The organism is Paenibacillus sp. Lou8.1 (assembly GCF_024213565.1).
Taxonomy (GTDB): Bacteria; Bacillota; Bacilli; order Paenibacillales; family Paenibacillaceae; genus Paenibacillus; species Paenibacillus polymyxa_B.
On the sequence record NZ_JANAVN010000012.1, the window covers coordinates 141,441 to 161,614 of the forward strand.

Consider the following 20,174-nt stretch of genomic DNA (forward strand, 5'->3'; position numbering starts at 1 on the left):
GTTCCCTCCTAATTCAACATATCAGACAGAAAGGCCAATGCCAGGCCTTGACCCCAGCCCTGAATCCAGTCTTTTGGAATATTCCGATACCCATCCCGATCTTTCATAACCGCTGTGCCGCCCGACACACCTAGTACCCGTCCGTCCTCGCTAATATGGTTCAAGATGCCCTCCAATGCCTTTTGCACGTATTTGGTATGCAGCGGATTGCCGTTATTGATCATGGCCGCCGCGATTCCGCAAGATGCAGACACTTCTTCGTAGGACTCCTCGTCATCCAGTACCGTCCGCCACAGGCCGTTCTCCGTTTGAACCCCCTTCAGTGCCGCCAGTTGATCCCGAAGTGAACACTCCACGTCCATGCACTGCGGATACAAGTACCAGTCTTTCAAATGAATTTTAACTTGCGACATGGTATATGCTCCCCAAGCATTCGCTCTCCCCCAGAAAAATCCGGACATGTGGTCCTGCTTGACATTATTGTAGCCATGGTACCAGAAACCGCTACTAGGGTCTTGCAGGTATTTGATATGCCAGTAATATTGGTTTAAGGCGTCCTGGATCATTTCCTCATCCTTTAATTTGGTTCCTACACGGAGCAGAAAAAATGCCGCCATAAACAACGTGTCCGCCCATGCCTGTTCTGGAAAATCATTAGCAACGGATACCGTATGCTGCAAAACATGGTCTCCAAACCTGAGAGCATGGTTCCGAATATAATCCACCTTGCTCATCACAATATCCCAATATTTCTGGTCCCCTGTTTCTTCATACAATGTGATCAGCATATGGCCCATAGCACATGTGTTTACCGTCCAGTGCGGCAGACCCAGCTCGATATATTCATCCGCCCACTGCTTAAGCATATTCAAATAGTCTTTATTACCTGTTTTTGTATAGGCCGTGGATACACCATAATAAGCCACACCGCAAGGCCAGTCCCACGTCAAATCCATCGCCATTGTTTTTCTGACGACTTTGTCGATAACTTTTAATATCTCTTCCTTGTCACAATTCAATTGAAGCATCTTTATTCCCCTCTCCTAGCGCACACGCCCCCAAAGGCGCTTGAGAGCTGTTTGTCGCCATTTTGGAAACGCTTTACTTACTCCATTGTACGCAGTAAAATAGTCTCCATCTAAGCATATTCGCAACAAAACTGCGCAATTCTAATCATTTATGTGAGGATTTTGCAAAAATCCAATAAGCAACTTCCAATAAACAATATATAGATCGAAATGGTCTAGTTCGTCTATATATTGCACCTTGGAGCGATTGGAATCGAATTTTGCAAAATCCTGATGTATATCTGCTGGTTAAAATCAAAGTCATGGGGGTATTGAATATGCCCAGAAAAAAGAAACCCGTTATAGAATATCGGCACTACAGCTTGCCTATAAATTTCCCTGTCTTGCTATTAAGCGGTGATCGTTGGAAGATTTCAGATATTAAAAGTGAGCATCTCCATTTCCATAACCATTTGGAGATTGGTATATGCTATTCAGATAGCGGCATCATGGAGATCAAAGGAGAATCTGTACCCTTCAAAGCGGGCGATGTGACCTTCATCCCCAGGTATCTTCCTCATACCACGTATAGTTCGCCAAATACAGCCAGTCTCTGGTCTTATATCTTTTTTTCGCCAGAGGACCTCTTTCAACATTCATTTAAAAGTGCTTACAGCAACTTCGAGCCGAATTTGTGGGTGGTGAAGGGAATGAACTGTATATTGAATAAGGAGCAACATCCCAAGGTTTATACACTTGCGACTTCAATCGTAGAGGAATTAAAACAGCAGAATCCTTACTATCAGGAAAGTGCCTACGGCTTATTGCTATCCCTTTACATAGAACTCCTTAGAATTCATTCCAGGAATGAACTGTTGGCAGATCAAGAAACAGAGCATAGCCTGAAAAGCGATTTTGTCATTTCTCCAGTTCTGGAGTACATCACTAAAAACTATATGAATCCCATTACCATGGATTTTTTGGCCGATCTGTGCCATTTAAGCACAACTCATTTCCGAAGAAAATTCCATGAAATTATGGGGACGTCGCCTCTCGATTTCCTAAACAGCACCCGAATCGAAGAGGCTTGCAAGCAGTTAAAAAGCACGGAGGATTCTATTCTTTCGATCTCCGAACAAGTCGGTTTTCACTCCATTTCCAGCTTCAACCGTTGCTTTTCCAGGCTTATGGGAAAGCCGCCCAAAGAATGGCGTAAAGGGGCACAATCCGAAGCGCAATCTGCGAAAGCGTCTATACTGGAGTTTACGGGGTGGGTTTAGCATTACAGCAGAAATAAACTTGATAAAACGAACTCAATATTCTGGATATCAAACTAGCCATTTTCTGCTTTATATGATTAATCACATTTTGCAATGGATCTAGAAAAAGCATAAAATTCAAATCTTTTAACAACTCCATTCCAGCAAGCCCCGTTGTATAGCCATCTTCGACCTTGAAAATTAATTTATGTAATAGCAAAGTGCCTAAAAATAAACGTAATGATGAAATCGGTGAATCTCACAATATGACAACAGATGTTATATTATACTTTGGTTGAAGTTAAACAAAGGAGATGGAGATGCTTATGATGAATCAAGAACCAAATCAGCAATTAGGCGAGATTATTGAGCAGTTCATACATTCATTTATAGCAGAAAATAATAACATTCGATCTCAAAAAGTAATCAACATTGCAGATGAGGATACGATAGCTCATTTAAGGGGAATTGGTTTTCCGAAAAAAGGAAGACCGATACAAGAGGTCGTCGATGAAATGAGGAAAAACGTCTATCCTCACCAAACCTTCATGCAACACCCTCGCTTTTTCGCATTGGTTCCTGGTCCAATGTCTCTTTACTCGTGGTTAGGAGATATCATGACCAGCGCCTATAATACCCATGCCGGAAGCTGGATGCTGAGTTCGAGCGCAAGCCTTTTAGAGGGGGAAGTGATCCGGTGGATGTGTGACCAAGCAGGATATCCCAATACTGCTGGAGGCTTATTTCTGTCGGGCGGATCGCTGTCGAATTTGACCGCTTTAGCAGCTGCACGCAATGCAAAGTTATCCGAGCAGGAATATGCCATTGGAACTGCTTATGTTTCAGATCAAACTCATTCATCGGTCGCCAAAGGGTTACGCATCCTCGGATTCCGCAGTTATCAAATCAGGAAGGTTCCAAGTGATACAAATTTTCGTATGGATGTTTCAGCCTTAGAAAAAAAATTAATGGATGATCAAGCGGCTGGGATGAAGCCTTTTGCAATCATTGCCACGGCAGGCACAACCAATACGGGAAGCATTGACCCATTAAACGAAATTGCTGACCTATGTGAAAAACATAATATTTGGTTACACGTGGATGGAGCTTACGGTGCGTCAATTTTGGCTTCTTCGAAATATAAGTCTCTTTTGAGCGGGATATCACGTTCAGATAGTATCACCTGGGATGCACACAAATGGCTAATGCAGACCTATTCCTGTAGTGTGGTTTTAGCCAAAGAAAAGCAGCACCTCGAAAATTGCTTCAGCACCCATCCAGAGTATTTGAAAGATGCCGAGACTGATGAAGAACATATGAATTATTGGGATCTGGGTCCTGAGTTAACCCGGCCTGCTCGAAGTTTGAAACTATGGGTGACACTGCAAGCTTTAGGAACGAATGCTGTCAGTGAAGTTATAGAGCATGGAGTTCAACTCGCAGAATGGGCTGAAGATGAAATCAAAAAACATAATCATTGGGAAATTGTAACCCCCGCTAAATTAGCGATTGTTAATTTTCGATATGCGCCAACTGGGCTATCGGATCAGGAATTAGATTCACTCAACAAAAGGATCTCCCAAGAAATGATGACAAACGGATACGCCTCTGTGCTTACGACACAACTCAATGGAAAAACTGTCCTCCGAATCTGCGCAATTCACCCAGACACTACGGAACATGAGATAAGAAATACAATTCAGCTTTTATCGAATATAGCAAGATCATTAAATGAGAAAAAAGTTTTTTGCGATGAAAAATTTTGAAACTAATTGCTACGATTTCTGTAAATAAACGAAAATTATCAGCATCACACAATTAAGAGGGGCTTGTCGCCCCTCTTAACTTTTTTCCTGTACATCTTCCAAACTATTTGCCATTGTGCAATACAGTAACAATGAACAGCACTCAATCCTAAAACGTTATTTGAAATGCAGGAATATAGTCAAATTGCAGTGTGGACGACCCTGACACGACGTGCCCACATCAATGGAAGTTATTTATTTTCATAATGTACTACGTCGTAGTTCATAAAAATACTGCACAATGGGATGCTTTAACTTCATCTTCTCGGTCATGTTTAATATTCGCTTTTTTCCAACTCGTCTGTCCACTAAAGCTAGAATATTCAATAAGATATCATTACTCTCTAAGCTGTCCTCTATAGAAGTAGTTAAAAACTTATTAGCTACAACATTAAAATTAGACTTGCTTAATGAGGCCTGTGCTGACAAAAGCTCCTTTGCATGCTCTGATATTTTTCTACCTCTTGCAATTACTTGTAGACGATCCTCCGGAACGTTCCCATTAGTATCTTTTCTGACCGCTTCAATTTCTTCATTGCTGATAGGAACTTGGATATCTGGATCATTCTTAATTTCCAACTCCGTCTGATACCATTTGATTGGACTAGTGATATCATTCATATTGAGTATGTTCTTCTTATCTACAGTTATATAACAAATTCCAGACTTATCAGGCAAATAACGGTAACTGGTCGCTCGGTATTCGACTCTTCCGTCTAACGCAGGACAGCGGAAGCTCTCCAGTTGTTGCTTCAATTTACTCCAGGACATATATCCTCCTATGTTTTCAATGTCTACTAACAGCCATCTCCCAACTTGGCAATTTAATTTCCACGTTCCTCTATCTCATCATGATCCTTGCTTCCAAACTCATCAAGCAATGTACGCACTTCACTTGTTGATTTGGCGTTCATTAAGCTGTTTCTGAGTTCACTTGCCCCTCGGAATCCACGGACATATATTTTGAAGAAGCGGGCGAGAGGGCTGAACGAACGTGGCTCCTGCGCTGAATAATGATCATGGAGATCTAGATGAAGCCGCAGCAGTTCAAGCAATTCCTCACTGCTGTGTTCCTTCGGCTCCTTCTCAAACGCAAATGGATTCTGGAAAATACCACGCCCAATCATAATGCCATCCACTCCATATTGCTCAGCGAGCTTCAAGCCGGTCTGACGGTCCGGAATATCTCCGTTAATGGTCAGCAGTGTATCTGGTGCCACCTCATCACGAAGTTTCTTAATCTCCGGAATCAGTTCCCAGTGGGCGTCTACTTTGCTCATTTCCTCTCTTGTCCGCAGATGAATAGAGAGATTAACGATGTCTTGTTTCAAAATATGAGTTAACCAGTCGCGCCATTCATCTACGGCAGTGAAACCGAGCCTTGTTTTCACACTGACGGGCAGTCCCCCAGCTTTGGCGGCCTGAATGATATCCGCTGCGATTTCGGGACGGCAGATCAGGCCGCTTCCCTTCCCATTCTCCGCTACATTCGCTACGGGGCAACCCATGTTAATATCGATGCCTTTGAAGCCTTCTTTCGCCATACCGATGCTCATTTCACGGAAATATTCCGGCTTATCTCCCCAGATATGGGCCACCATGGGCTGTTCATCCGCTGTAAAAGTCAAACGCCCGCGTACACTTTTGTTCCCCTCCGGGTGACAATAACTCTCTGTATTCGCAAACTCCGTAAAAAACACATCCGGTCTGGCTGCTTCACTTACGACATGGCGAAACACAACATCCGTCACATCCTCCATCGGTGCCAGTATAAAAAAAGGTCGTGGCAAATCACGCCAAAAATTATTCGTCATATCAAAAACTCCTCTATAAATACCAGGACAAATCTTTGGTCCCAAAATGGTAAAGCTAACCTGTTCATGTCCTTGCTTCTTCTTCACATATAACATGTTTAAGCAACGTAGTTCAAACGGCAGTATATGTTAAGCATAGACATCTAAATGAGTATATCATACCCAAGAGAGGAGCAGACTCCCCAAAAGACTCGCAAAAAAAGGAAGAGCGCCGCCCCTCCTTGCCATCTTCTATAACGTACTGCGCCGCAGTTCATAGAAATACTGCACAGCATAATTTCCCCCAGCCTACGCCGTTCCCAAGCGAATGGTTTAAAAAAAGAGCCGAGGAATAATATCCTTGACCCTTTTCGTCAGTTTCTACACATGAATACCCAAAATTTTCAACTGTTCATTGATCTTAGCTTCAAGTTCCGCGATTTCTTGTTTATCTTGCTCTAAAAGCTTACTCACTTCGGCAAGGTCAATGACTTGCTCTTCTTCAAACGTATCCACGTAGCGAGGAATATTTAAGTTAAACTCGTTTTCTTTGATTTCTTCAAGTGATGCCACGTGAGCATATTTATCAACATCTACACGATTTCATTAGTAAGTTTGTTTTGATTTTTACCTTTTTCAAACGCCAATACACCTCAACTATTAGTCTTTTCTGACTAATAGTGAACAACACTCCACATGCACCGTATGCGGAAACATATCTACAGGTTGCACTTCCACTGTACTATACCCGCCATCCTCCAATATCCTTAAATCCCGCGCCAGTGTGCTTGGATTACAGGATACATACACCACGCGTTCTGGCTTCATCTCCAGAATGGTGTCGAGCAGACGTGGATCACAGCCCTTACGGGGCGGATCGACGACGATAACGTCGGCGGTGATGCCTTGCTCTTTCCATGCAGGAATGACGTCCTCGGACGCGCCTACCTCAAATTTCACATTGCGCATTTCGTTCAACAGCGCATTACTCCGTGCATCGTCGATGGCTTCTTTGACGATCTCCACCCCATACACCTGGTCCGCATGCTGAGCGAGAAACAAAGAGATCGTGCCGATGCCGCAATACGCATCAATTACCGTTTCTTTGCCCGTGAGTCCAGCATATTCGACGGTTTTGCCATACAGCATTTCCGTTTGTACGGGATTCACCTGGTAAAAGGATCGCGCGGAAATCGCAAACTGTACGTTTCCAATGTAGTCGTAGATCACGTCACGACCCCACAGTACACGAGTCTCGTCGCCAAAAATAACGTTCGTTCGCTTCGTATTCACGTTCTGGCATATGCTTGCCACGTGTGGGATATGCTCACAGATACTGCCGATCCACGCATCTGCATGCGGAATATCTCGCCCATTCGTCACGAGCACCAGCATCATTTCACCCGTGCGAAAAGCGGTCTTTACAACGACATGACGCAGCAGCCCGCGTCCGGTTTCTTCATTATATGCACTGATGCCGAGCATTCGGCCAATCTCTTTGACACGTGCGACAACTTCGTCATTACGCTCATCCTGAATGAGACAGGTGTTCATATCCACGATGCGATGGCTGCCACGTGCGTAGAAACCGCCGACAAGCCCACCCTCGGTGACACCAATCGGCACCTGGGCTTTGTTGCGGTATCGCCAAGGCTCACTCATACCGAGTGTAGGATGCACGACTACACCATGTACACGCGACATGTTGTCGGAATTTCCATCCGCATTCATGGCCGAATCAGAAGTCGTGACTGTATCGGCCTCACCATCTGTATCCGCAGAAGCAGCCAAAACCTGTGCAGTATGCTCACTGGGCTCTGTAGCCACACTCAGCTTCCCGATACGCTCCAGCACGTCCACGACATGCTGTCGCTTCCAGCTAAGCTGCGCTTCGTAGCTCATATGCTGGATCTGGCAGCCACCGCATTGATCGTAGATGGCGCACGGAGCTGCAATCCGGTCAGGGCTAGCCTGCGCGATATCCAGCAGCTTGGCATACCCATACTGCTTTTTCGTTTTTAACACCTTAACTCGAACCTTTTCACCCGGTAACGCACCTGGAACGAACAGCGTAAAACCCTCGACACGTCCTACACCCTCGCCATCGTGGTTCATGCCGATGATGTCTATCACGGCCTCATCATTCTTTTGCACAGGCAGATCGGCACGCTCTACACTGGATCGAATACGATTGGATGGAGTTGCTGTTGCTGCATTCCGGCGGCTTTTTCCACGTCCGCTACGGTTATTCGTCATGGTTGTCACTTCTTTCTGATCTTCTTTTTATGCGATATTTTCTTTCGGACGTCTAATTAGAATGGTCATCTAAACATACAAACATCAACTCGAAAATGCCGTTACTCCCCACGGAGAACGGCAAGAACCAATATGTTCACAAAAACAACTACCTACTCTGCATTCCATATACTATATTGCGTTGCCTCCCGGAAGCAGAAGTATTTCCTCACCGGAAAACATTCAAATGATGCGGTAAATTCCGAAAAGTCGCTGGCAAAGTGCCCCCCAGTTCGCCATCCAGATTAAGCTGGACATAGCCGGGTGAGGTCACTTCCATGTAATCTGTTTTGAAATAAACAATCTTCTTGTCCTGCAAATGCTCACCACGCAGCGCAAGTGTTACCAATCGGATCATTTCCGCCAGATTGCATTTCCGTACAGCGATGACGTCGAGCAGTCCATCATCTATTGTCGCCCCAGGAGCAAGCTTTTCAAACCCGCCCACCGAATTCGTATTCGCAATCAGGAAGAGCATAAACTCGTCGTGAATCACTTCCTGACCCGATGCCTTGATGATCAGCTCCTGTGGAGCAAGGCTGACCATCTTCTCCATACCTTTAAAATAATACGCCAACTGGCCAATCATCGTTTTTAGCTTGCTCGGAACTTCATACGTAAGCTCGGTTAAAGTCCCCCCGCCTGCAATGTTGATAAAGTAGCGGTCGTTCGCTTTTCCGATATCCAGCGGCTTCGGATTTTGACGAATCACGAGGTCGCAATAATCCTCCCAGTGCTTGGGGATGCCCAGTGCCCTGGCGAAATCATTCGTCGTCCCCAGAGGAAACACACCTAGGGGCGGGCGGTTTTCTCTTTCAGCCATCCCGTTAATGACCTCATACAATGTACCGTCGCCACCAGCGGCGATAATCATGTCATACCCACGCTCAATGGCCTCTATTGCGGCACGCGTTGCGTCCCCTTCACCCGTAGTTGCATGGCAAGAGGCTTCAATACCCCCTTCATCTAGGCGCTGCAAAACATCCGCAAGACGACGCTTCATTTCCTCACGCCCAGAGGTCGGATTATAGATTAATCTAGCTCTTTTCATTCCGTTACGCCACCCGTATATTTAATGATATTTATATTCACATAGCAGTTCATCACATTCAGTCTGTACAAAATATCATCATACTGGAAAAAGACCTCTTTTACAATAAAAGAAGCCAGACTTTGCCCAAATAAGGAAATTTAAGGCTAAGATGACGCTATAGCCGAACCAGACTACCTATGACTTGACCTTGCTTGCTTCTGCACACTTTGCAATAATTCACGAATTTGTCTATCCATCCAGCTTGTGAGCAAAGGATGCGGTAATAAAGGGTCTCCTGAATAACGGTATTCGAGTCCCTGCAAGCGTTTAGGAATCATACGACTTGTAAAATATCCCGAACTCAAAAATAGCGGTGCCACAATAACATCATGACCCCGCTCCTGATTCCAATACGCTGCCTTGTCGTACACACTCTCGGGGTTTAGCAAAGCGTGGTCCGTGATGATACCGCTCACGCTTTGCACCGTACGGGCCAACGAAGAAATCCCCTGCTCCCAGCGCTGAAAAAAGCCGTTGTGCACACTGCCGTGACCTACGAGTAAAATAACCTCTCTCGCAGGGTCGGCTGATAGCGGGCGAACCTTGTCCCATACCATGCGGGCAACATCTTCTCCGTCATCCAGCGGGCTGCCAAAATGCACTTGCGCCTTCAGTCGAAACGGCTCCAAATCTGTTTCTTTGTCCGGCGCATCTTTGACACCCAGCGCATAGCTAATCTCATCTACATGCGTACTGCCTGATGACACAAACAAAGGTATAACCAATATATCTGTTACACCCAAGGCTTCCAGACGGTCAATACCATTTTGAATCAATCTTCCTTTAACCGTTTCCAAAAATGAAACCTCTATCGGCATTTCTTCCGACAAATGAAGCTTCGCAACTGCCTGATCCACCTGTTCCACCCAATATGGCTCCCTAGAGCCATGGCTGATTACCAGTATCCCAGGGCTCCGCATTAGCGTCCCAGACGTTCCAGAGTCATTTTGTACCCGTCATTACCATAGTTCAGACAACGTTTAACACGTGAAATGGTAGCTGTACTGGCCCCCGTCTCTGCTTCAATCTGATTATATGTGCTGCCTTTGCCTAGCATACGGGCAACCTCTAGACGTTGGGAGAGGGATTGAATTTCATTAATCGTGCACAGATCATCAAAAAATACATAGCACTCTTCCAAATTTTTAAGAGTTAAAATAGCTTCGAACAATTGATCAATACTTTTATCATTAAGCTTTTTAAGCTGCATGGATTATCATCTCCCAAGGTTACGATCTCTCCTCATTGTACCCGAGGAATAGTCGGTTTTTCAAGCATTAACGGTTTCACGCATTACAGAACAACATTACATGACCATAGAAACGTACCGTACGAATGCCCAAATCCGCTTTTATACCTGATTTCGGGGCACGCGCCTAAACCCACTGTGCGTTTGTAACATACAGTAGAGTATCAACCTGCAAAGGAATGTGATCTCATGCCTGGACACTACTATCATCGGAGGCCGCTACAGCGTTCTCTTTCCGATCCGTATAGTTCATCTCCTTATCCCGGACTCGATCCATACAACGAGGTTCCGCAAGCCGGTTCTTCCGGGCTGGTTCCTTACGAGGCGCCAGCGAGTATTACGGATTCTGCCGTAGTCACACCAGACCCGGTTCCAGCCAAAGGAGGACTGCTTGGGGGTCTTGGCAACCTCGGTAATCTTAACGAAATCAAAGGCTTCATTGATCGTATGGGCGGTATTGATGGAATTGTTGCTACGGTCGGCAAGGTGCAAAAGGTTATGTCTAGTGTGCAGCAATTTGCTCCAATGGCGAAGCTGATTATGGGCTCGCTCCCAGCATTCGGCAAATCCGCGAGCAAAAATTCTGCCACAGATATCACCGAGGAATTGGATGAATACACACCACCACGCCCACGCCGGAAAAAGACACAGCGCAAAAGCACCACTACCCCGCGTAGACGTCCGCGCAAGCGCAAAAGAAAGTAGACTATACTATTTGAACCAGCCTCGGCGCATAAACCAGACCACCATTGCAACACTCAACAAAAACATGAAGAACAGTACGCCAAAATATCCATATTTCCAGCCCAACTCGGGCATATTCGAAAAATTCATACCATAAATTCCTGCAATCAGCGTCAAGGGCATAAAGACGGTCGTAATTACGGTCAGCGTCTTCATAATTGAATTCATGCGATTGGAATTGAGCGATATATAACTGTCCCTCAGGTCGGCTGTCATCTCGCGGTCGGCCTCCAGCATGTCTGTCAGCTTCAATAAATGATCATATATATCGGTAAAATAAGCCATATGATCTCCTTGGCCCTGCACATGCTGCGAATTCAAAACTCGGTACATCAGATCACGCATGGGTACGATGGTACGGCGTAGCTTGAGCAGCCTGCCACGCAGGTCAAACACCTGCTTCATTAATTCCTCTACGGATTCGCGACCGCCCAAGCCCTCCAGCTCGGCCAATTCATCCTCAATCATAAAAAGGCTAGGAAAATAGTTATCTACCAGCTTGTCCATCACCGTGTAGGCTGCAGACAGCGGCCCTCGCGACCATATTTTACGTTCATTCGCATGCTGGACAATCCGCTCCCAGGCTTGATCCAGCTCCTCTAACTCATGATGGTGATATGTAACCAAAAAACGACTGCTAATAAACATATCCACTTCTTCCGCAGCTAACGTATCTACATCAAGCGCATGCACGACCAGAAACTGCACATCCTCGTAATAATCCAATTTGGGACGTTGCAGAACATGCATACAATCCTCCACAGCCAATGGGTGAAAATGAAAATAACTCGTCAGCAGTTCTGTCTCGCGATCTGTAGGCTCGCTAAAATCTACCCACATCCATATGTAATCCTCCATGACGATCTGATCCAATGGTTTTCCCACTGTTACCTGATGATCATGACCTATAGTCAATGTACGTATCACCGTACGTCCCCCTCGCTTACACTTCCGTCTGTTATGTTATTTATATTTTATATAAGCCAATTAACATTATACCAATCTCAAGTCCTGTATTCCTTTTAATAAAGAAAAGGATATCTCCGGGCCAACATGCCTCCCAAGATATCCTTATAAAATAATCAATTCATTATAAATTAAATCTTTTTTACAAATCCTGTGCTTGTCGCTTCATATCCTAATCGGCGATAAAAATGATGAGCATCCTGTCGCTCACTTCGATTACCACTGTTCAAAGCAATGGCAACCAACCCGTTCTCTTTAGCCCAAGCTTCCGCTTCCTCATTTAACGCCTTCCCGATGCCTTTATTACGATGTTTTGAATCCATTACAAAAACGACGATACGCGCGTAATCTTCATTTCTTTCATAAAAGATATCAGCATGTAGTCCAACCATTCCAACGACTTCCCCTTCATCTTCAGCCACCAGAGTATGGTAGTTAGGGTCAGAAGCGATACGATCATATCTCATCTTCATATCTTCTACAGATGTAGGATAACCAAGCTCCTCCATCAGATAAGCCAAAGCCGGAATATCCTCATGATGAGCAGTCCTTATCTTCAAAAGCAAGCCCTCCACTTATGAAAATAAACATCAAAGATGTACACAAGCGCCATTACGCAGTCATATGTTGCTTGTCTCGCTATTTCCCTCGACGCAGCAAGCAAAGCGATGTGCTAATTCCTCCTCCTGCTCCCCCCGAATGAATGGGACAGACTTTTGTAAGAACAAGAAGGAGCGGGTTTAGCGGCAGTAGCGTAGCGGTCCATTTGAATCTGTAGAAGCGGCAGCGTTCGCCTTTGCCTCTGAATTTTCACCTTATAAGGTCCTATACATTCCAAAAATTCAGGGGCAACAGCGATCGAAAGATCAAATGGAACGCGGAGTGGTCAACACTACGTCCTTACCTGCACTCACGGCAAACCTTGTCCACTTACAATACCTTCTCCAAGAAACTAATAGTCCGCTCGTTTTTCGGATTACCAAATACCTCTTGTGGCGTTCCTTCCTCTACGATGTAACCACCGTCCATAAACACAACACGGTCGCTTACTTCGCGTGCAAAACCCATCTCATGCGTTACGATCATCATCGTCATGCCTTCACGCGCCAGATCTTTCATTACGCCCAGCACTTCGCCTACCATTTCAGGATCGAGCGCCGAGGTAGGCTCGTCGAACAGCATAATATCTGGATTCATTGCCAGCGCACGTGCAATCGCCACACGCTGCTTCTGACCGCCGGAAAGCTGTCCTGGCAGTGCATCTGCCTTATCGGCCAAACCTACACGATCCAGCAGCTTCATAGCCGTTTCCCGGGCCTCTGCCTTGGACTGTTTCCCCAGTTCAGTCGGCGCGAACATAATGTTCTTGAGCACGGTCATATGCGGAAACAGATTAAAGTGTTGAAATACCATACCTATATTTTCACGGACTTTGTTAATATCCACGTTTTTGTCACTCAAGTTGTAGTCATCAACAATGACCTCACCTGCGGTAATTTCTTCAAGCATGTTCATACAACGCAAAAACGTACTTTTCCCCGAACCAGAGGGGCCAATGACACATACAACCTCGCCTTCACGTACTTGCATGTCGATGCCCTTTAGCACTTGATTACTACCATAGCTTTTTTTCAGGTTTTTAACGATAATTTTACCCACGGCGAACTCTCCCTTCAAGACGGTTGGAAATTTTGGTCAGGACTGTAATGACGATAAGATACATCACCGCTACTACCAGCCAAATATCAAAGGATTGGAATGTCCGCGCAATAATGATCTTACCCGATTGGGTCAACTCGACCAGACCGATAACAGACAAAATGGACGTATCCTTCAACGTAATAACCAACTGATTGATAAACGACGGGATCATGATTTTCACAGCTTGTGGCAAAATGATTTTAAGCATAGCCGTCCGATAGGGTAGACCAAGCGAACGAGCTGCTTCCATTTGTCCAGGATCAATGGACTGAATACCACCACGGATAATCTCAGTTACATACGCACCCGCATTCAGGGATAATGTCAGTACAGCCGCGACAAAAAGCGGCATTTTGAAATCCAGTGCCTGTGGAATACCAAAGTAAATAAAGAAAGCAAGCACGATCAGCGGAATACCGCGGAATATATCGACGAATACAGTTGCAATACCACGGAACACCTTGTTATGGCTTACTTTCATAAAGCCAAACACCAACCCTAGGATAAAGGCTACGAGTAAAGATACAAGTGTGTACAGCAACGTATTTCCCATGCCCTTAATCAGCGAAGGCAGCGAAGCGGAAATCAGTCCCCAGCGGCTGGTCTCTACAGGCGCCACACCTTTGCCCGATTCGCCAAGGTATTTAGCCAAAATTTTATCGTATTCCCCGCTATTGCGCAGATTAACAAGCCCTGCATTAAATTTCTCCAGCAACTCCTGGTTCTTGCCTTGGTTAACAGCAAACCCGTAAGAAGCACCTTTTTCCTTATCTGTTACCAGCTTAAGGCCGTTATTCTGGTTTACACCATATGCCAGTACCGGATAGTCATCAAAGCAGGCAACCGAATTACCTGTTTTGACTTCATCATACATTTGAGAAGAATCATCGAACGGTACTGTAGTAAAGCCGTATTTGGCCTTAATGGATTCTGCGAATGTGTAACCTTCCGTTCCTGTTTTGACCGCAACACGCTGTCCTTTCAAGTCCTCATAGCGTTTAACCGTATCATTATCCTTGCGGACCGCCATGACGACGCCTGAATCAAAATAAGGCTCGGAAAAATCAAATTTCCGCTTACGTTCATCGGTAATACTCATCCCGGCAATGACACCATCCACTTGATTCGTTTCAAGGGCCTGCACTGCCGCGTTAAAGCCAAGAGGCTTAATCGTATATTCAAAATTCTGATCCTTGGCAATGGCTGCCAGCAAATCCATGTCGATTCCAACAAATTTACCATCTACATCTTCAAACTCAAAAGGCGCGAACGTTGTATCCGTGCCGATATCATACTTTGTTTTATTTTCTGCATGTGCCACTACACCGAAATTACCGGACAGGGCAACCACAAAAAACAAACAAATCATGAGTGCTATTAGTTTTCTAGATTTTTGCATAATTTCCTCCAGTCAGTTGAACGGTTCAAAGTTTTCTGTTTATTCTACAGGAGTTATTAAAAATTGACTACTTTGATGTCAGGTATTTTTGAAAAACGTTTCATGGAACTATCTGGATGTGTAAACTTTGAAGAAGCCTTTTTGCCCTAGAATGCCAATAAGCCCCTGCCGCAAAAAGCGGACGGAAGCTTATTGTGTATTCTATAGTGTGTACCTATTTTTCAAGAAATAATAATGAACTAGAAAAGAATTTTGAAAATCAATCCAGATAACAGCGCAGCAATCGGTATCGTTATAACCCAAGTAATAATAATTCGACCGGCCAGCGACCAACGCACAGCGGAAAAACGCTTCGCAGAACCCACACCCAAAATAGCCGAAGTAATGGCATGAGTGGTACTTACGGGCAAATGAAGCAATGTAGCTGTGAAAATAACAGAGGCTCCCGAAATGTCGGCTGCGAATCCGTTAATTGGCTCGATTTTAAAAATCTTGGTTCCCATCGTCTTGATGATTTTCCAGCCCCCGATAGACGTACCCAGCGCCATGGCTGTTGCGGCTGAAATTTTCACCCACATGGGTACTTCCAAATGGTCCTGATACCCCGCCGAAACGAGTGCGAATGTAATAATCCCCATCGCCTTTTGAGCATCATTCGTACCATGCGTGAACGACTGAAGCGCTGCCGTAATGACCTGCATTGTACGAAACCCTTTGTTTACCGTATGCGGACTACGACGAGCGAAGATGTATTTTAAAATTATCATCACGATGTAACCGACAACAAAAGCAATCAACGGGGAGAAAATAAGTCCTTCGACAATCCCGATGAAGCCGCTCCAGTTTAATTTATCCGATCCCGCACCTACATACACCGCTCCAGCCAATGCACCAATTAGTGCATGAGAAGAGGATGAAGGAATACCGAACCACCAGGTTAAGAGGTTCCAGATAATCGCAGCGATCAGCGTCGCAATGACGATATCAATTCCATTCGTAAGCTTGGTTGGATCAGCGACACTTCCACCAATGGTCTTCGCAACGCCTGTAAACAATATTGCCCCGAGAAAGTTCATGACTGCAGCCATAATAATCGCACGTCGCGGGGTCAATGCACGGGTCGATACCGAAGTTGCAATCGCGTTCGCCGTATCATGAAAACCATTAATAAAATCAAATGCCAGAGCAAGAAAAATAACAATACCCAATACCAGTAAACTTGTATCCATGTAAAAGGACTCCCTTACGAGTTACGCATAATGATGGATTCCAGCATATTTGCAACATCCTCGCATGAATCCGTTGTCGTTTCAAGGCGTTCGTACAATTCTTTGCGTTTAATCAGTTCAATAGGGTCAGTTACAGTTGCAAACAGGTTTTTGATGCAAATACGCAATAATTCATCCCCCTGATTTTCCAAATCATTCAGGCGAATAGTGTATTCACGAATGGCCAGCAATTTTTTCTGTGAAAGCAAATGTACAGCTTTCTGAATTTCGTAAGCTGATTGACGCAGAATATCAGCGAACTGCACAATATACTCGTCCGGCTCCGTAATGTTGTACATATAAAAACGGGAAGCCGTCGCTTCAAGACCGTCCAACACATCATCCATGGTTGTTGTCAGTTCCATGATGTCGTCGCGTTCCAACGGCGTAATGAAGGTCTTGTTCAGCTCAGTAATAATCGTGTGTGTGTAATCATCACACTTATTTTCATACTTCTTCATTTCATTTGTAAACAAAGTCACATCCTGAAGATTTGAAGTATGTTGGGCAAAATAATCGGCTGCTTGCACGATCGTATCTGCCATATTTTCCAACGTCTCGAAGAATATATCCTTTTTCTTCAATCTCATAACGATTACCCCTTTACGAAAATATCCGCAACCTGTTTCGACTGCAATAGACAACCTTTGCTATCTTATCACACTCATCAATGTTTTTGTAATGTTTGTAAAAGCAAATTTCATGACATACGTATACAGTGCCCGACATGGAAGGTCATTATCCGACAATTTTTTCCTAAAAAGGTGTATTTCGTTTTCTAATTTGCTGCTATGGTTACATGTTCCTTTAGTGAAGTATCTGCAGGTACCACATGTATATAGGATGTACCTGGCGTTAACGGGATTTCAACCCCATTTTTCATAAAACGAATCGCATCGCCTGGTGTATGCTGCCACTCAGCCTGTATTAACTGTCCTTGTTGAAACACCATGGCCTCTCCACTGCCGTCCAGCTCAACACCTAATCTGCCCACATCATCCAACGTTCGATGTCTAGCGCTCATTACAATAACATTGGCTGCTGAGAGCTGTTGGTTATTATTTTGATCCACATGTGACTTTTCGTTCACAAAACGCTTATATTGTTGATTCGCTGGATCATAGGTATAAGATACTCGATAGCTTTTAAGCAAAAACCGAATTTGCAAAGATGCTGCTGTCTCGTCCACCATAACTGGGGTTTCACCGGATTTAAGGTAAGAATATACTGGAACGTCCGTATGCTTGGCATACCCTTTACTATCGCTTCCTTTGCGCAGTCTGTTCACGTCTGTGTATAAATTATGTGGAGGACGACGATCTTTGCTTCGCCAGAAGTAAGCCCCTCCATTTGAAATCTCATCCAGATGTTCCTTCCGTTGCTGCTGTAAAATCGCATAGGCATCTGTGCTTCCCCCTGCGTGTATCGGCAACGCACCATAGGTTTCGCCCAGCTCAATCAAATACGGTCGAATGCTACGGACCGGTCCGATCTTTACATCTCCACCATGACTTTGGAAAAAAGCGACCAGACGGGTAATCCCGCCTTCTGCAAGAACTTCATATACCATGTCTGCCTGGCTAAGTCCTGCCTGAGGACGTGCAGCCGGAGCATTGTTAATCATGACAGCGAGCGGCCGCTCCAAAACAGGCTGCTCCACCGGAAGACCGGTAAGCGGAGCTGTAAATGCCGGAATAGACTGCTCCTTCGGCGGTTCAAGTGCCTCCTTCTCTGTTTCTTGCTTGGTCGGTTGGGGAACGGATTCAGATTCACCCGTATTGGACATAGCAGTACAAGACATCAGCGTCATGCATAACAGAGCTGAGGCCATCACACGCAACCAATGATTTCGTTGGGAAATGGGCCCGGACAAGTTCATCCCTCCACTTAGTTATTTTTCTCATTATAAGCTTTATTTCCTGTTTTTGTCTTGATTGAAGCGTAACCACTCTATAGAATACTTATCTAAAGACATTAAAATTTAAAAAATATTCGGACTTTGTGATTTTTATCACAAATAACTGTAACTGAACCTACTACAATAAAGGTGTAGCAAAGATGATCATCCCCAACAAAATGAAATACAACCAACATTATAGATTAAGAAAGAGGAGTGGTTTGAATGTTTAACAGCTGGTTACGTGAAAACAAAGTCGCAATGTGGTTGCTGACTGTAGTACGGGTTTATCTAGGTTATGAATGGATGACCCACGGACTTGAAAAGCTGACAGGTGGATTCGATGCAGGCGGATTTATCTCGGGGGCCATTGCTAAAACAGGTGGAGACCATCCCGCTGTACAAGGCTGGTGGGGATCGTTCCTGGAAGCCTTTGCCCTGCCGAATGTAGGTTTGTTCAACGTCCTGATCCCATTGGGTGAGTTCTTGGTCGGGGTTGGCCTGCTTCTCGGTACATTGACTACACTGGCTGCTTTAATGGCTATGGTTATGAACTTCTCGTTCCTGTTCTCGGGTACAGTAAGCACCAATGCAATCTACCTGCTGTTTGAAATCTTCCTTGTAGTTGCTGGTGCAAATGCCGGAAGAATTGGCTTTGACCGTTGGGTACTGCCCTTCCTGCGTGGACTGTTTCGTAAAAATAAAGATACCTTTCCAGCGGACCCTAGTCGAAAAATAGCTTAAACTGGCTAAAAAAGAACGTGCCTTCTAATTAATCGAAGACGCAAAATACACAAAAGAACTTCCATTCCCACACACCATGTGGATTCGGAAGTTCTTTTTTTACATTTACGTATCACTTTCTTGACCAAAAGCCCAACAATTGAGACTTAACGAACCAAGGACATACGATTGAAAAAGCTTACGCGCGGAGCGCTCATGATCCGCAGCCCCCATCGCATAAAACAAAGGTGAAAAATGCTCTATTCCATAAGAAGGTACCGCCTGTTTGGCATATGGAGCCTTCTTGTCATATTGGAATAGGTGACGCAAATTCCAGTCTTGAAGCTGCTGTGCAATCCAGTCATCATATTGAACGGCCCAATCGGCTGGCTCACTCGTCTGCTTGAGTGTCCGCAAGTTGTGGACCAGTCCACCGCTACCGATAATCAAAATTCCTTGTTTTCGCAACGGCGCCAGCATCCGCCCAATCTCGTATTGCTCCTGGGGAGCGCGCCGAGAATCAATGGATAAGGGTACGACCGGTATGTCTGCATCAGGATATATATGCCGCAAAACCACCCATGCTCCATGATCCAGTCCTCGGTTCCGAACCGGCTGGTGGAACAGGTTATGCTGACTGAACAGATGCTCTATCTCCTCATACAGCTTTGGATCGCCTGGTGCAGGGTAATCAATTGAGTACATTTCTTCGGGAAAGCCATAGAAATCGTGCAACGCTGCATGCTGATCATCCGCGCCAATACATTGATCGGGGCTATCCCAATGCGCGGAAAAAATGACAATTCCTTTGGGTCGGGGCAGGCTCGCGCCCAACTTTGCAAGAAAGCTGGTATATGCGTTATTTTCTACAGCCAGTGTCGGTGAACCATGCGCAACAAAAATTGAGGGTAATGTCATCGCTGCCAACCTCCACACGCCAGTATAGTGTTACTCTTCCATTTTACTCCGGCGGAG

The 20,174-nt window shown here is 45.0% G+C and carries 19 protein-coding genes and 1 pseudogene; 4 read left to right on the forward strand and 16 right to left on the reverse strand.

The features are described from left to right. Positions 1-8 precede the first annotated feature (8 nt). A complete protein-coding gene (locus NLX78_RS17950) occupies positions 9-1,028 on the reverse strand; it encodes a glycoside hydrolase family 88/105 protein (protein ID WP_061831614.1) in 1,020 nt (339 codons plus the stop codon). A 317-nt stretch (positions 1,029-1,345) separates the two neighbouring features. Between NLX78_RS17950 and NLX78_RS17955 the strand changes: the two genes are divergently transcribed. Further along, on the forward strand, positions 1,346-2,287 hold the full coding sequence (locus NLX78_RS17955; RefSeq protein ID WP_254351168.1) for an AraC family transcriptional regulator: 942 nt from the start codon (positions 1,346-1,348) through the stop codon (positions 2,285-2,287). Positions 2,288-2,592: 305 nt separating this feature from the next. After that, entirely contained in the window at positions 2,593-4,032 is a 1,440-nt protein-coding gene (locus NLX78_RS17960; RefSeq protein WP_254351169.1) for a pyridoxal phosphate-dependent decarboxylase family protein, read from the forward strand. A gap of 240 nt (positions 4,033-4,272) precedes the next feature. Here the strand turns inward: NLX78_RS17960 and NLX78_RS17965 are convergent, their stop codons facing one another. From NLX78_RS17965 to NLX78_RS17995, 7 genes and pseudogenes are all read right to left on the reverse strand, one after another. Beyond that, positions 4,273-4,842, reverse strand: coding sequence for an SF0329 family protein (locus tag NLX78_RS17965; RefSeq protein ID WP_250259340.1), 570 nt, complete (start codon positions 4,840-4,842; stop codon positions 4,273-4,275). A 53-nt stretch (positions 4,843-4,895) separates the two neighbouring features. Continuing rightward, entirely contained in the window at positions 4,896-5,885 is a 990-nt protein-coding gene (locus tag NLX78_RS17970; RefSeq protein ID WP_254351170.1) for a tRNA dihydrouridine synthase, read from the reverse strand. 360 nt (positions 5,886-6,245) lie between these two features. Further along, a pseudogene (locus NLX78_RS17975) lies at positions 6,246-6,508 on the reverse strand (N-6 DNA methylase); the annotation flags it as partial. A gap of 16 nt (positions 6,509-6,524) precedes the next feature. Beyond that, positions 6,525-8,120: a 23S rRNA (uracil(1939)-C(5))-methyltransferase RlmD gene (rlmD, locus tag NLX78_RS17980; RefSeq protein WP_254351171.1), complete on the reverse strand. Its 1,596-nt coding sequence runs from the start codon at positions 8,118-8,120 to the stop codon at positions 6,525-6,527. 208 nt (positions 8,121-8,328) lie between these two features. After that, positions 8,329-9,210 carry a diacylglycerol kinase gene (locus tag NLX78_RS17985; RefSeq protein WP_013308843.1) on the reverse strand — a complete coding sequence of 294 codons (882 nt, stop codon included), beginning with the start codon at positions 9,208-9,210 and terminating at the stop codon, positions 8,329-8,331. A gap of 173 nt (positions 9,211-9,383) precedes the next feature. Continuing rightward, positions 9,384-10,172, reverse strand: coding sequence for a sirohydrochlorin chelatase (locus tag NLX78_RS17990; protein WP_081112480.1), 789 nt, complete (start codon positions 10,170-10,172; stop codon positions 9,384-9,386). Then, entirely contained in the window at positions 10,172-10,462 is a 291-nt protein-coding gene (locus tag NLX78_RS17995; RefSeq protein ID WP_007428885.1) for a YerC/YecD family TrpR-related protein, read from the reverse strand. The genes NLX78_RS17990 and NLX78_RS17995 overlap by 1 nt, the downstream gene beginning before the upstream one ends. A 228-nt stretch (positions 10,463-10,690) precedes the next feature. Between NLX78_RS17995 and NLX78_RS18000 the strand changes: the two genes are divergently transcribed. Further along, a complete protein-coding gene (locus NLX78_RS18000) occupies positions 10,691-11,206 on the forward strand; it encodes a hypothetical protein (protein WP_061830840.1) in 516 nt (171 codons plus the stop codon). 6 nt (positions 11,207-11,212) lie between these two features. Here NLX78_RS18000 and corA read toward each other — a convergent pair whose 3' ends face one another. The 7 genes from corA to NLX78_RS18035 form a co-directional block, all read right to left on the reverse strand. Further along, a complete protein-coding gene (corA, locus tag NLX78_RS18005) occupies positions 11,213-12,172 on the reverse strand; it encodes a magnesium/cobalt transporter CorA (protein WP_250259358.1) in 960 nt (319 codons plus the stop codon). Positions 12,173-12,342: 170 nt separating this feature from the next. Beyond that, positions 12,343-12,771, reverse strand: coding sequence for a GNAT family N-acetyltransferase (locus NLX78_RS18010; RefSeq protein WP_254351172.1), 429 nt, complete (start codon positions 12,769-12,771; stop codon positions 12,343-12,345). A gap of 370 nt (positions 12,772-13,141) precedes the next feature. Next, on the reverse strand, positions 13,142-13,870 hold the full coding sequence (locus NLX78_RS18015) for an amino acid ABC transporter ATP-binding protein (RefSeq protein WP_061830844.1): 729 nt from the start codon (positions 13,868-13,870) through the stop codon (positions 13,142-13,144). Next, the gene (locus NLX78_RS18020) at positions 13,863-15,311 is read right to left on the reverse strand and encodes an amino acid ABC transporter substrate-binding protein/permease (RefSeq protein WP_250267478.1); all 1,449 of its coding nucleotides are present in this window, start codon (positions 15,309-15,311) and stop codon (positions 13,863-13,865) included. The genes NLX78_RS18015 and NLX78_RS18020 overlap by 8 nt, the downstream gene beginning before the upstream one ends. Before the next feature lie 239 nt (positions 15,312-15,550). Next, entirely contained in the window at positions 15,551-16,540 is a 990-nt protein-coding gene (locus NLX78_RS18025) for an inorganic phosphate transporter (protein WP_039272398.1), read from the reverse strand. A 14-nt stretch (positions 16,541-16,554) separates the two neighbouring features. Next, positions 16,555-17,169, reverse strand: coding sequence for a DUF47 domain-containing protein (locus NLX78_RS18030; protein WP_007428879.1), 615 nt, complete (start codon positions 17,167-17,169; stop codon positions 16,555-16,557). Between the two features lie 188 nt (positions 17,170-17,357). Next, positions 17,358-18,452 (reverse strand): DUF3048 domain-containing protein, encoded by a 1,095-nt coding sequence (locus tag NLX78_RS18035; RefSeq protein WP_250267477.1) that lies wholly within the window; start codon positions 18,450-18,452, stop codon positions 17,358-17,360. Positions 18,453-18,701: 249 nt separating this feature from the next. On the opposite strand from NLX78_RS18035, the gene NLX78_RS18040 reads away from it, so the two are divergent. After that, positions 18,702-19,220 (forward strand): DoxX family membrane protein, encoded by a 519-nt coding sequence (locus NLX78_RS18040; protein ID WP_023987083.1) that lies wholly within the window; start codon positions 18,702-18,704, stop codon positions 19,218-19,220. 105 nt (positions 19,221-19,325) lie between these two features. Here the strand turns inward: NLX78_RS18040 and NLX78_RS18045 are convergent, their stop codons facing one another. Beyond that, positions 19,326-20,117 (reverse strand): dioxygenase family protein, encoded by a 792-nt coding sequence (locus NLX78_RS18045; RefSeq protein ID WP_061830852.1) that lies wholly within the window; start codon positions 20,115-20,117, stop codon positions 19,326-19,328. Positions 20,118-20,174: the final 57 nt, after the last annotated feature.

Excerpts from the sequence above, each read along its gene's own strand:
- NLX78_RS17950 (WP_061831614.1), bottom strand. The coding sequence starts at position 1,028 with ATGCTTCAATTGAATTGTGACAAGGAAGAGATATTAAAAGTTATCGAC.
- NLX78_RS17955 (WP_254351168.1), top strand. The coding sequence starts at position 1,346 with ATGCCCAGAAAAAAGAAACCCGTTATAGAATATCGGCACTACAGCTTG.
- NLX78_RS17960 (WP_254351169.1), top strand. The coding sequence starts at position 2,593 with ATGATGAATCAAGAACCAAATCAGCAATTAGGCGAGATTATTGAGCAG.
- NLX78_RS17965 (WP_250259340.1), bottom strand. The coding sequence starts at position 4,842 with ATGTCCTGGAGTAAATTGAAGCAACAACTGGAGAGCTTCCGCTGTCCT.
- NLX78_RS17970 (WP_254351170.1), bottom strand. The coding sequence starts at position 5,885 with ATGACGAATAATTTTTGGCGTGATTTGCCACGACCTTTTTTTATACTG.
- rlmD (WP_254351171.1), bottom strand. The coding sequence starts at position 8,120 with ATGACGAATAACCGTAGCGGACGTGGAAAAAGCCGCCGGAATGCAGCA.
- NLX78_RS17985 (WP_013308843.1), bottom strand. The coding sequence starts at position 9,210 with ATGAAAAGAGCTAGATTAATCTATAATCCGACCTCTGGGCGTGAGGAA.
- NLX78_RS17990 (WP_081112480.1), bottom strand. The coding sequence starts at position 10,172 with ATGCGGAGCCCTGGGATACTGGTAATCAGCCATGGCTCTAGGGAGCCA.
- NLX78_RS17995 (WP_007428885.1), bottom strand. The coding sequence starts at position 10,462 with ATGCAGCTTAAAAAGCTTAATGATAAAAGTATTGATCAATTGTTCGAA.
- NLX78_RS18000 (WP_061830840.1), top strand. The coding sequence starts at position 10,691 with ATGCCTGGACACTACTATCATCGGAGGCCGCTACAGCGTTCTCTTTCC.
- NLX78_RS18020 (WP_250267478.1), bottom strand. The coding sequence starts at position 15,311 with ATGCAAAAATCTAGAAAACTAATAGCACTCATGATTTGTTTGTTTTTT.
- NLX78_RS18025 (WP_039272398.1), bottom strand. The coding sequence starts at position 16,540 with ATGGATACAAGTTTACTGGTATTGGGTATTGTTATTTTTCTTGCTCTG.
- NLX78_RS18030 (WP_007428879.1), bottom strand. The coding sequence starts at position 17,169 with ATGAGATTGAAGAAAAAGGATATATTCTTCGAGACGTTGGAAAATATG.
- NLX78_RS18040 (WP_023987083.1), top strand. The coding sequence starts at position 18,702 with ATGTTTAACAGCTGGTTACGTGAAAACAAAGTCGCAATGTGGTTGCTG.
- NLX78_RS18045 (WP_061830852.1), bottom strand. The coding sequence starts at position 20,117 with ATGACATTACCCTCAATTTTTGTTGCGCATGGTTCACCGACACTGGCT.